The organism is Clostridium sp. UBA871 (assembly GCF_002295255.1).
Lineage (GTDB): Bacteria > Bacillota > Clostridia > Clostridiales > Clostridiaceae > Clostridium_J > Clostridium_J sulfidigenes.
The window spans coordinates 76,932-90,162 of sequence record NZ_DBFV01000003.1 but is presented as its reverse complement, the minus strand read 5'-3'; the positions used below and the strand labels follow the sequence as shown (position 1 = coordinate 90,162).

The window sequence follows — 13,231 nt, the reverse complement described above, 5'->3', positions numbered from 1 at the left end:
TTATTTATTTTTCTTATATACTTAAATCACACAATTTTTGTGGAATTATATATGAACAATCATTTACTCCATCATGATAAATATTAGCATCAATGGCAAATACCTCTTTTACTAATTCTGAAGTTATTACATCATTAGGCTTTCCAAAGTTACAAACCTTTCCTTTTTTTAAAACATAAATTTTATCTGAATATCTAATTGCTTGGTTCAAATCATGCAGTACCATAACAACAGTAAGATTTAAAGATTCATTTAATTCTTTAACCGTTTCAAGAACTTCTAATTGATATGATATATCTAAAAAAGTTGTAGGTTCATCCAACACTAAAATACTAGGTTTTTGCGCCAAAGCCATTGAAATCCACGTTCTTTGTCTCTCTCCACCCGAAAGTGTAGATACATATCTATCTTTTAAATTGTATATCTTTGTCTTTTCCATTGCCCACTTTATTATTTTCTCATCATCCTTATTTATTCTTGTCCCAAATTTCAAATGGGGCTGCCTTCCATAAGACACCAAATTCTCAACGGTTACATCCATATTAATATTTCTAACTTGAGGTAATATTGCCATCTCCTGTGCAATTTTCTTGGTATTAAACTTATAAATATTCTTACTATATAACTCTACTTCACCACTAGTTACCTTTATAAATCTAGACAGAGCTTTTATAAGGGTAGACTTCCCTGAGCCATTAGGACCAATAATTGTTACTATTTCACCTTTTTTAACTTCAAAATCTAAATTATCAATAATTTTCTTTTTACTATAACTCACATTAATTTTTTTTGCTTCTAAGGCAATCATTATTTAGCCCCCCTTGATCTAAGTAAATATAAGAAGAAAGGTGCACCCAATACAGACATTATTATTCCTACTGGTATTTCAATAGGAGAAAATAATGTTCTTGCAAGCAAATCACATATAAGCACAACAATAGCTCCTAATAAAACTGCTGCTGGAAACAAAAATCGGTAATCAGCTCCAATAATCAATCTAGTAATATGTGGTACAATTAAGCCCACAAAACCTAATAAGCCTACTACACTTACTGCACTACCTGCAAGTAATGAAGATAAAATTATAAATATAAATCTTAGTCTTTCTACATTAACACCTAACCCAGTAGCAACTTCATCTCCTAAAACAAGAATGTTAAGCTTGTCAGGTAACATTAAAGCAATTATTACTCCCACTATTACATAAGGTAATACACTATGTACATCTGCCCAAGTAACTCCATTAAGTCCTCCAACCATAAAATTTATAACTCCCGAAACTCTATCAGGGAAAAAGGTTAGTAAAGCATTATTTCCTGCACCTAATAAAGAATTCACTGCAACCCCTGCTAAAATTAGCCTATTGGGCAACAATCCATCTTTCCAAGCTAATCCATAAATAAGCATGGTTACTATAAAAGCCCCTACAAATGCTCCTAAGGGAACCAGATGATAATATTGAGGAAATAAAATTAGAATTAAAAGCGCTGTAAATCCAGCACCTGAAGATACCCCAATTATGCTTGGACTAGCTAATGAATTTCTCATAACTCCTTGAATAATTGCACCTGATAAAGACAAGGAAGCCCCTACTAATACAGAAACAATAGTTCTTGGTAACCGTATATTCCAAATAATATGATAATTTGCCGTTCCCTTTTTAATTGTAAGAGCTTGAATTATTTCTTTAGGGCTAACATTTATAGCTCCCATGCCAACACTTAAAAATAGACTAATTATAAAAATCACTAATAAGATGACCAAGATAATATATTTATTTCTATTCTTAATTCTCATAAACCCTCCTTACCTTAAATATTCAATTAGGTATACACATTTTTCAAAATACAGTTAATATTATATTTCTACAAATAAAAAATCCATACCAAATATGGTATGGAAATAAAAAGCACATCAAATTAGTTATGACAACGCAAATTTAGTCGGTGATAAGATAAGAATACCCTCACCGATAATCTCTATTTTTGCACACCCTTAGATACGAAGAGTATTGTACAACTAACATAGGCAGGTTTCCTGACTTATGTCCACACAAAACGCCTTCCCAAGTAACTCAGTGGCATATGCTTTGTGTATAGGACAATTACAGTAGCGGCTCTGCGTAGGATTTTCACCTAGCTTCCCTTTTAACATAAATGCACCCATATTTCCATTATTAACATATTATTATTATACGTTTATATAAATATAAAGTCAATGTAATAACCCGTATTACATATTTTAAAAATAAAGAGAGAAATCCCATTTTATACTGGAATTCTCCCTTTATTAATAAGTATAACTTATACCTTATATTTTAAATTGCTGAACCACTTCATTTAATTGTTGTGCCAGTTCTGCTTGGCTTTGTGCCGTTTGAGCTACTTGCTCTATAGCTTTTGTGGTTTCATCCATATTTTCTTTTATAGTCTCTGCTTTTTCACTAGATTCTTGAGCAGACTCAGCCATATTTTGAATGGCTTCGCTTACTTGTCCCACTGTAGCTGTAATTTCCTGTGACATAGCTGCTATTTCTTCTGACATATTGCTTACAAAATCAGAATCAAAATGATATTGATTACCTGTCTCTTCATATTCGTCATAAGTTTTCATTATATCTACATCAATGAATTTTAATATGTCATTTCCCGTTTCTATACTTTTATTAAATATTTGTTTTACTGACTCTATAGTTTTTTGTATTTCTACTACAGCACCAGAAGATTGTTCTGCAAGTTTTCTTACTTCTTCTGCAACTACTGCAAACCCACGTCCTTGTTCTCCTGCTCTTGCAGCTTCGATAGCAGCATTTAAAGCTAGTAGGTTAGTTTGATCAGCTATAGATGATATTGTATCTGTCATAACCCTAATGCTATCTATTACAGAACTTTCTTCTATAACCTTCTTCATATTAGCTTCCTTTTGAATGTATAGTTCTTTTGCTATCTTTTTAATCTCTTTGCTATTCTCCTTTACCTTGCTGGCTCTCACTTTAGAATCACTTGCATTATTGCTTCCTTCCATGGCCTTTGAAGATAATATATTCACACTTGAATCCACTTCTTCAACAGATGCAGTTATCTCCTCTGTAGCAGCACTTGACTCCTGCATACCACCTGCAATAGTATTAACAGCCTCGTTAACATTTACAGTTTTAGCTGCCAATTCCTCAACAGTTGCTGAAAGTTCTTCCGCAGATGCACTTATATTTTCCGAATTCTCCATTATAATTTTTACGATAGAATGAATGTTTTCTGTCATCTTATTCAGATACTTACTCATTTCACCAAGCTCATCATTGCTTTTTAATTCTAGTTTTTCTGTTAAATCTCCATTTGCAATCTTCATAGCAAAAGCATTAACCTTTTTAATGTTCTTTCCTATATAATTAGCAAAAAATAATATAAATAATACTACTATTACAATTGCAACTACTATTATTATACTTATTTTATTTCTTAGTGAATTAATTTGAAGATATACTTCTTCCTCAGGAATACATACAGCAATAATCCACTCTGTACCTTCTACGGTGCTATAATAAACCTTTTGAATTCCTTTATCATCTGTAAATGTTCCTTGACCATTCTTATCAGTTAACATTTTTTCACCTAAGACTGACAATGTAGAATTTTCATCATCTTTTATATTAGTTTTCATAATTTTAGATTCATCTACATCTGCAACATATAAACCACTTTTATCTATTAAAAATGCCCTTCCTTCTTTACCGATTTGCATATTTTTTATATTATTTTGTAAAGTAGATAAATCTATATCTGCTGTGGTAACTCCTATAAAATTATTATTTGAATCGTACATTGGACATGTAGCAGTTATCATAGAAACTTTCGCTACATCATCATAATAAGGTGATGACCATTCAACACTCTTATCAGTGTCTTGTCCTATTTTATACCAATCACCTGTTTTATAATCTGTCTTACTATATTCATCTGTATAAGTACCTTTACCGTTTAACTTGTATGCATAAGGTCCAAATAGCTGAATATCTTTCTTATATTTAAATGGTTCAAACCAAACACCAGCTCCAAAAGTTTCATCATTTGTGTCAATTAAGCTTTCCAACACACCTTTATAATTTTCTTCAGTCAGCGATGATACAGAATTCTCAGCCACTTTAGCTAAACTTTCAGATATTTTCTGATGCCTCTCCAAACTCTTTTCAATTTCTTGCGACTTTTCATTTAGTTTACTATTCATGTTTATTTCGAGCTCACTATTTATTATCTTTTTTGCACTTGAATAACTCATATATGCCAGTACAACCATAGAAGCTATTATTACAGGCATAAGTAACAAAATCATCTTTACCTTAATACTTTTAATTTTTATACCTTTAACCTTCACACCCTTAAACTTCATAATTTCAGCCTCCCTCATTTTTAGCTTATATTTTACAATATATTATTTTATTTATCGTATCAATTAATATATTAAAATAGTATAAGCTTAATATTTCTTGTTATTTCATTAAATTGATTTTATTTTCACATACAAAAAATAGTATAAAATATATATAAGCTATTTTATACTATTTTTTGTAATAATATTTTGTTATTAAATGTTAATTTAAATATATTTTTTAGTTTTCATCTTCCTATGATACTTCATATAATTCATTATGTTAACCTTACTATACCATTTACTCCTATTAAAATCTTAAAAATACACATTAATAATACTATTTATATATGTAACTAATTAGGTCATGACATTTAATATCTACGAGAAAGGGAAAAAGAAAGACTATGAGTTATTAATTTAGATATCTCATAGTCTTTCTTCTTATATTGAAAAATTTTAAATTTATATCTTAAATTTTTGAATCATTTCATTTAATTGTTGCGCAAGTTCAGCCTGAACCTGTGCTGTTTGAGCTACTTGCTCTATAGCTTTTGTAGTTTCATCCATGCTTTCTTTTATAGTTTCTGCTTTTTCACTAGATTCTTGTGAAGATTCAGCCATATTTTGAATTGCTTCGCTTACTTGTCCCACTGTAGCTGTAATTTCCTGTGACATAGCTGCTATTTCTTCTGACATATTGCTTACAAAATCAGAATCAAAATGATATTGATTACCTGTTTCTTCGTATTCATCATAAGTCTTCATTATATCTACATCAATGAATTTTAATATGTCATTTCCTGTTTCTATACTTTTATTAAATATTTGTTTTACTGTCTCTATAGTTTTTTGTATTTCTACTACAGCACCAGAAGATTGTTCTGCAAGTTTTCTTACTTCTTCTGCAACTACTGCAAAACCTCGCCCTTGCTCTCCTGCTCTTGCAGCTTCAATAGCTGCATTTAAAGCAAGCAGATTAGTTTGATCTGATATAGAAGATATAGTATCTGCCATAACTCTAATATTATCTATTACAGAACTTTCATCTATTACCTTTTTCATATTCGCTTCCTTTTGAATATATAGTTCTCCTGCTACCTGCTTTACCTTTTTGCTATTATCCCTTACCTTGCTTGCTCTTCCTTTAGACTCACTGGCATTATTACTTCCTTCCATAGCTCTTGAAGATAATATATTTATACTTGAGTCTACTTCTTCAATAGAAGCGCTTATTTCCTCTGTGGTAGCGCCGGATTCTTGTACACCTTCTGCAATTATATTTACAGCTTCATTAACAGTTACAGTTTTAGCTGCCAATTCTTCAACTGTTGCTGAAAGTTCTTCTGCAGATGCACTGATATTTTCTGAGTTTTCCATTATTATTTTTACTAATCCATTTACATTTTCTTGTGCAATATTTAAAGCAATAGCTGTTTGTCCAAATTCATCTTTACTCTCTATACTAATAGGTGCTGAAAAATCATAAGAAGCTAATCGAGTTGCAAAATCTTTAATTATAATTAAAGGTTTTATTATTTTTTTACTTACAAAAGATGATAAAACTATTGCTACTATTAATGAGGCAATAAGTAAAATTATATTAATAGCTATACTCTTTACTAAGTCTTTTTTTATAATAGCTTCTTTTTCAGCTATTATCTTATCAATCTCATCTATATAATTCCCTGTTCCTATTACCCAATTAAAAGGTTCATATAATTTACTATATCCTCTTTTAAGTGATGCTTCTATTTCTCCCGATTTTGGAAACCAATATTCAGTATATCCTCCATTCTCCTTTTTACCATTCTCTATTATTTCTTTCACAAGATATTTTCCTTTAACATCTTGTGAATTTAATCTATTTGTTCCTTCAGTTTTAGACCCTAAAAGCACAATATTTTCACCCTCAACAGTATCGATCCAAAAATAACCCTCTTCACCAAACTTCAACTCTCTTACTAAATCTGCACTTTGTTTCTTAGCTTCATCAACAGTTAGTTTGCCTATTTCAGTCTTTTTATTTATTGTATCTATCATACCAATTACAATTTCTACTTGTTCCTTAATTTTCATATCATAATCTTCATTTAAGATTTGTCTTTCACTATCTAATAGTGCATTGCTAGTTTGAATATTCATATAAGACATTACTACACTTATAGTAATCGCTGTTATTAGAGTTATTATTACTGTTGCAATACTCATTTTAGAACTAACTTTTTTTATACCCTCAATTCTCATAATATCAACTCCTTCACACTTTATTCATATTATATATATATTGTTTGATTTATCGTAACAATTCGGTTATAAGAATAGTGTAAAATTCAATTTTTATTGTATTTACTTTGCTATTGAATTTTTGCTTAAATAGTCTTCTATACATTATAAAAAAGATTGATTCAAATAATTATCCGAATCAATCTTTTATTAATATAGAGTCATAGCTCAATCATTGAGGCTGAACACTATTTTCTTTTTAAATAATAGAATATTGGAAGACCAGCAAGAGCTATACCAATCCCTATTATAGAATTCAATGGTGCAGATACAATTGTACTATATAATATATAAATTCCTCCCAATATTCCCACCATTGGAATGAATGGATAAAGAGGAACTTTATATGGTCTTTTATCTGCAGGTATTTTTTTTCTAAGTCTAAATATACCGAAGACACCCATAACAAAGAATATCCATAAAACAAATATTAATAAGTCCGTAAGAGTATTAAATGTTCCCGAGAAAATATAAATAGTAGCTAATACCCCTTCAAGAATTAATGCATTAGTAGGAGTTCCAAATTTTTTGTGTATTTTACCCAGTTGCTTTGAATAAGGCAATTGCTTTCTCTGTCCCATAGCTAATGGGACTCTAGCACCTGTTAATAAATATCCATTCATAGCTCCAAATACAGATACTATAATTCCTGCAGTTATAAATGCAGCACCACCTTTTCCAAATAGTGAAACTGCTACATCCGATGCTGGTGTTGTTGATGCAACTATATTTTCAATGGGCATTACATTAACCATTGCTATACTTATTAATGCATATATAAATATAACTGAAGTAACTCCAAAAATAATTGCCTTAGGCATTTCCTTAGAAGGATTTTTTAATTCACCTGCTATGTTTGTAACCCCTATCCATCCATCATAAGCCCATAAGGTACCCAATACTGCAGCTCCAAAACCAGCTCCTTCAGTCATAACGGTAACGGAGCGAAAATCATGAGTTTTACCACTAATTAAACCAAATATAATAATAGCAACTATTGGAAGAAGCTTTCCCACCGTTGAAATAGTTTGAATTACTCCCCCATATTTAGTACTAATTATATTCATGATTATTACAAACACTAAGATTCCTACTGCTAGAAGTTTTTGCTCGAAGTTATTCATTGGAATAAAAAATGTAGCATAAGTGGAAAAAGCTATGGCTAAAGCTGCTCCCGATGCAGGATAAGATATTACTGTTTGAACCCACCCTAATAGGAAACCCCATACTTCTCCATACAGCTCCTCAAGATAAACATATAACCCACCAGTTTTAGGTATAGATGAAGCTATCTCCGCAATTGTAAGAGCAGAAGCTAAAGTTATAATACCTCCAACTACCCAAGCCATTATGCCCATTATAGGTGAACCTGCATCATTAAAAACAATACCTGGTTTTAGGAATATTCCAGATCCTATTATCATTCCAACTACTATTGCAATGGCTTCAATAAATGTTATTGTCTTCTTTTGTATTTTTTCTATCATTGTTTCCTCCTAAATAGCTTTTTATAGCTTTATTATATCTTACAATTTGTTTTTTATGCTTAAGGCTTAATGTTATAAATTTCTATACTTCCATTAGAAATCAAATTTTTAACACCTTATTTTTTTTGTGTAATTTAACAAAATGTATTTCTTTTATATCAATTTTACAACTTAAAATCATGTACCTTATATTTTAAAAAATTTTTGCTAATTAGTCTAGTGTAAAATCACTTATATAAGAAAAACTATGCATAAAAATTTTTATTGATAATTTTTTATTAGAATGAATAATATATTTTTTTTTGCAAATTATAAGTTAGGTAGGAGGTGATATGTCATGGAAAACAACAATTGTAAAAATAATAACAACAAAAACAACAATAATAATAACAACAATAATAACAAAAATAACAACAACAACAAAAATAACAACAACAACAAAAATAACAACAACAAATAATATTTCACATACACAACTTATGGGAACAAAGGAATTTGTTTCTACATGTAAGAAAGTGGCAACAAAATCAGTATTAGCTGGCTTTGTTGCCACTTTTATTATAATAAAGTAATAAAAAAGTTATTTAGTTTTAAATCAAAAACCTGTTCCTAAAAATTATTGTAGCTAGTCTTCTGGTTTATAAACCACTTCACCATCAATTATAGTATACAAAGTTTTCGTAAATATCTCCATGGGATTGCCATCAAAGATTGCAATATCAGCATCCTTTCCAACTTCAATACTTCCAACTCTATGTGATACATTACATATTTCAGCTGCATTTATTGTAATTGCTTTAAGTCCTTCATCTATACCCAATCCTTCTTTTGCTGCGAATCCAGCACAAATTGCCAAATCTTGTATTCTTGTAACAGGATGGTCTGTAGTAATAGCTACCTTTACACCTGCCTTATGCAACAAGCCTGCTGTTTTAAAATCCATATTTTGTGTCTCTATTTTATTACGTACTGATAGCGTTGGCCCAATTATAGCTGGGAATCCAGACTCCTTTATCTCTTCTGCAATTAAATGCCCTTCTGTACAGTGATCAAGAGTCATTTTTAATCCAAATTGTTTAGCTATGCGTATTGCAGTTAGAATATCATCAGCTCTATGTACATGTGCTTTTAAAGGTATCTTTTTATCAAATACAGGTAACCAACATTCTTTTCTAAACTCTTCATTAAAATCCTTGTCTTCATTACCTGATTGTTGAGAGTTTTTCTTATTTTTATAATATTGCTGAGCTTCAAACAACTCTTCTCGTAAAAGAGCAGCTATGGACATACGTGATGTTGGCATCTTATCTTTATCATTATAATTTGATTTTGGATTTTCTCCAAATGCAACCTTCATTGCAGCAGGTTCCAGAACAACCATATTATCTATTGCTCTACCGTGAGTTTTGATAAATACAAACTGCCCACCCACCACATTTGAACTTCCTGGTCCAACCATTACTCCAGTAATCCCAGCACTCAAGGCTTTGTGGAAAGTGGAATCCATAGGGTTAATAGCATCTAAGGCTTTAAGGTAAGGTGTAACTGGCTCAGTCATTTCATTGCAATCATTACCTTCGAAACCTTTTCTTTCTTCTTGAATACCAATATGACTATGAGCTTCTATTATTCCAGGCATAACTATACAATTGCTTGCATCAATGACTTCAGAAATGTCACTGTTATCTTCATCAATGTATTCTCCTACCTTTATAATTTTTTTCCCATCTATTAAGATACATCCCTTATCATAATCCACACCAGCCATGGTCAATATTTTACCATTTTTAATTAATAACATAATCTTCTCCTTTCTAACATATAATAATCATTTGAAATTATAGCTAAACAACTCTAATTTCATCTTAATCTAAATGCATTTCTTAGCTAGACTTATCTCTTATCTAAGTATTTATATTTTGTAGGATTTTAAATAATTATTCATAATATTTTAAAGTTAAATATTACAAAAAACTTTCTTTAGATATTGAACTTTAAATCCACTTAATGTAAGTAATAGTTGAGAAGGAAGATAAAATAACCATATTAAAAAACCCAGAAAAAATTTTATGTTGCCTCCTGCTACTATATTATAAAGTCCCACATTTAAATCACACATAAAAAATAAAAACATACCTAAAGCAATTATCCATGAAGTTTTTTGAGAATATTTACCTCTAGTTATGGTACTCACTGAGCAGTAAAGACTAGTGATTAATAAAGATGCATATATAAGTGCTAAAACAACAAGATTTTTTCCTATTGATGCTATTTCTATTTTTAATGAAACTGTTAAGGCTATGGACAATGATACTATAAAAAACAATAAGTTTTTATATTTACTATTTTCCATAATACTATGCCTTATTATGTAAGTTATTTGAACTAGAGAAAAGAAAAAAACTCCCATAATATAATTGCCGGAAATTGCAAGAAAATAATCTGCAATTAAGGTAAATAGTCGAGCAAGCTGAACTAAACCTTTATCTCTTTTGCTATATCCATGGGATTTAATTAATAAGGATATGATAAAGCAAAGCACTATAGCTGAATATTTTAATGTCACTGAATATGTGTTTTTTAAATCTTTGGTTATAAAATCAATCCATAAAAAAATAAAGTAAATAATAATTATTATCCTAGAGCTAATTTTTATAAGATTTTTATTGCTTATAAGTTTATCCATTTACATCACCCAAGTATATTTATTTGCATTAACTGAGATTTATATTATTCCCCTTAATTGCTTATTATACTATTTGAATAAACCTTATTTATACAAAAAACTAGTAAGGATTCTCCCTACTAGTCTCTTTGTTATTAATATTTCTTTATTAAAGATGCCGCTTCTGTCTTTCCCTCAAGAATATAATTAAAAGGAAAAGCAAATTGGAGATATTTAAATACCCACTTGTTATTTTCTTTAATAAGCACACCCTCTAATCTAAATGGCCATATACAATCTTCACCTTTAGCATTTTCTTTGAAGGTTTCAGCAATTCTTCTTCTAATGTTAAAAAGCTTTTCTTTATCATTTAAATCCTTATTAAATATATCCTTTATTTTATTAACTGTGTTTTCAAAGGACTCTTCTTCTGAAATAACTTTTTCCATAATACCTCTTATTACTACCCAAGCTATATCCTCATTAAAATCAACCATAGAATTTTCACTGTCTAACCTGATCTCATCATAGCATCCTCTATGATCCTTAATTAACTTCTTAATTTCTTCTTTACTAGTGAATATTTCTTTATCTGTATTAGCAACAAATATATTATTAGAAGAAAAATATTTATCAATTATCAAATTTAATTCCATATCCTTATCTAGATACTCACTATTAAAGTCTTTTATTAATTCTATTATTTCATTTTTCTTTATCTTATTTTTATGATAAGCTTCTTCTAATTCCTTTATTTTTTTATTAACCTCAGTTCTATCACAACTATCTTTATATTCCCTTACATCTGGTAGATGTCCAACTACAGGTAAAGAAAACTGCATATGCTTTATAATCCATCTATTTTCTTTTTTTATTAATATAAAGGAAATACGTATATCCCATAGATAATCTCTTTCTATATCATCCCTTTGATTTAATAAATGACATAAGGACCAATTAATTTCTGTTAATTTAACCTTATTAGATTTTTTACTTTCATCAGAACTTTCATCAAAATATTCTTTAATATATCCTAAATAACGTGTATATGTGTCACTTCTACTGTTAAAAGAATATTTCACTGTAGCTGGAGTATAAATTATAGCTGTATTTTCAAGTTCCATTACAGTAGCCTCATCAGCTATAACTCTTAAATCTCCCCAATATTCCCAGTCACTTAAAAATATATCCTTAACTTCCTCATATCCAATACACCACTCGTCATCACATGTGCCTACTATAGTTACACTTTCATCCTTATCAAATAATTTATCCATAAAGATATCTATTTCATTAATATCCCTTTTAACATAGGCTTCATTAAATATATTCAATATTTCCTTAAATTCATTTTTTACTTGATTTTTCATATACTCATACCCCTTATCCTATTTATTTTTTCATTTTTACCTATCTAATTTAAAAGGTTAGATGTTTTACCTCTTCAACTAAATTAAAAAAGGCTGTAATAAAGCAACGCCTCATTACAACCAAAATATCTACAATATTTTACACAATAAAAAATATACTATATAAAGTGTAAAAAAGATTTTAATTTTAGTTCTATAAACTTCACATCGCTTACTTGTAAATTTTCTAAAGAAGCACAACAAATAAACCTAAATAATTAGGTAGTTAAGACTTCTTTCAGTATTAATTTTTACATTAAAAATTAATTAACAAGTAGCAATAATCACTTTATAGCACCTCCCATATGTTATGTGTAAATTTTACCATAGAAAACTTATAAAGTAAATAAAAATTATTAGACTATTTTATCAATTTATTGCATCACCAATATTTTTTCAGCAAAGTTACATAATTTAAGCTTAGTAGCATATTTTTTAATACATTTATCATAAATTATAAATTCCAACCAACCCATAGTGTATTAGTATAATACCTATACATTATTATCTATTAATCCTAGATCATATATCTTTTTAGCTATATCACTAGGACTGTCTTTACTTGTATCTACATGTAACTTTGCAGTTATGTCTTTCCATTCAAGTAACTGCTTGTCTATCATACTTTCTACTGGCTTTGGTAAAACTCCATTCATCCTTTTTGCAAATCTAGATTTTATTATTTCTGCATCAGCTGTAAAATTTATAGTAATAGCATCGTTAATAAATTTAAATTTTACTATATCCTTTTTTTCTGAGATTACATAGATTATTGATTTTGAGTGTAAATCTTTGTTATTACAACCTTCTTTCAATATTTCCTCAAATAGTTGCCATGCATTATTTTCATTTTTGTCCATACGTAAATAATCTTTTCCACTGTAAATCTGTACATCTGTAAGTTTTTTTAATTCTTCTGCTGCTGAAGATTTCCCCGAACAGCTTGGCCCCATAAATATAAATAACATAAATTCCCCTCCTAAAAATTTAATATAAACAGAGCTCTTTACTCCCACTTT

At 29.4% G+C, this 13,231-nt stretch carries 10 protein-coding genes and 1 riboswitch; of the genes, 1 reads left to right on the top strand and 9 read right to left on the bottom strand.

Annotated elements, in window-relative coordinates; all coding sequences use genetic code 11:
* Positions 1-13: 13 nt before the first annotated feature.
* From B3086_RS02140 to B3086_RS02120, 5 genes are all read right to left on the bottom strand, one after another.
* Positions 14-808 (bottom strand): ABC transporter ATP-binding protein, encoded by a 795-nt coding sequence (locus tag B3086_RS02140; protein WP_346892727.1) that lies wholly within the window; start codon positions 806-808, stop codon positions 14-16.
* Positions 808-1,797, bottom strand: a complete 990-nt coding sequence (locus B3086_RS02135; RefSeq protein ID WP_346847746.1) for an iron ABC transporter permease — start codon at positions 1,795-1,797, stop codon at positions 808-810. The genes B3086_RS02140 and B3086_RS02135 overlap by 1 nt, the downstream gene beginning before the upstream one ends.
* A gap of 213 nt (positions 1,798-2,010) precedes the next feature.
* Positions 2,011-2,181, bottom strand: a riboswitch (cobalamin riboswitch).
* Positions 2,182-2,310: 129 nt separating this feature from the next.
* The gene (locus B3086_RS02130; RefSeq protein ID WP_346847747.1) at positions 2,311-4,386 is read right to left on the bottom strand and encodes a methyl-accepting chemotaxis protein; all 2,076 of its coding nucleotides are present in this window, start codon (positions 4,384-4,386) and stop codon (positions 2,311-2,313) included.
* 444 nt (positions 4,387-4,830) lie between these two features.
* The gene (locus B3086_RS02125) at positions 4,831-6,612 is read right to left on the bottom strand and encodes a methyl-accepting chemotaxis protein (RefSeq protein ID WP_346880402.1); all 1,782 of its coding nucleotides are present in this window, start codon (positions 6,610-6,612) and stop codon (positions 4,831-4,833) included.
* Positions 6,613-6,839: 227 nt separating this feature from the next.
* The gene (locus B3086_RS02120; RefSeq protein ID WP_346880401.1) at positions 6,840-8,138 is read right to left on the bottom strand and encodes an APC family permease; all 1,299 of its coding nucleotides are present in this window, start codon (positions 8,136-8,138) and stop codon (positions 6,840-6,842) included.
* A gap of 332 nt (positions 8,139-8,470) precedes the next feature.
* Between B3086_RS02120 and B3086_RS02115 the strand changes: the two genes are divergently transcribed.
* Positions 8,471-8,710 (top strand): hypothetical protein, encoded by a 240-nt coding sequence (locus B3086_RS02115; RefSeq protein ID WP_346892725.1) that lies wholly within the window; start codon positions 8,471-8,473, stop codon positions 8,708-8,710.
* Between the two features lie 53 nt (positions 8,711-8,763).
* On the opposite strand, the gene B3086_RS02110 is transcribed toward B3086_RS02115, so the two are convergent.
* The 4 genes from B3086_RS02110 to B3086_RS02095 form a co-directional block, all read right to left on the bottom strand.
* Entirely contained in the window at positions 8,764-9,939 is a 1,176-nt protein-coding gene (locus tag B3086_RS02110) for an amidohydrolase (RefSeq protein WP_346847751.1), read from the bottom strand.
* A 156-nt stretch (positions 9,940-10,095) separates the two neighbouring features.
* Positions 10,096-10,824 (bottom strand): hypothetical protein, encoded by a 729-nt coding sequence (locus B3086_RS02105; protein ID WP_346847752.1) that lies wholly within the window; start codon positions 10,822-10,824, stop codon positions 10,096-10,098.
* Positions 10,825-10,958: 134 nt separating this feature from the next.
* Positions 10,959-12,173, bottom strand: a complete 1,215-nt coding sequence (locus B3086_RS02100; protein ID WP_346892723.1) for a hypothetical protein — start codon at positions 12,171-12,173, stop codon at positions 10,959-10,961.
* A 533-nt stretch (positions 12,174-12,706) separates the two neighbouring features.
* The gene (locus B3086_RS02095; protein ID WP_346847754.1) at positions 12,707-13,180 is read right to left on the bottom strand and encodes a hypothetical protein; all 474 of its coding nucleotides are present in this window, start codon (positions 13,178-13,180) and stop codon (positions 12,707-12,709) included.
* Positions 13,181-13,231: the final 51 nt, after the last annotated feature.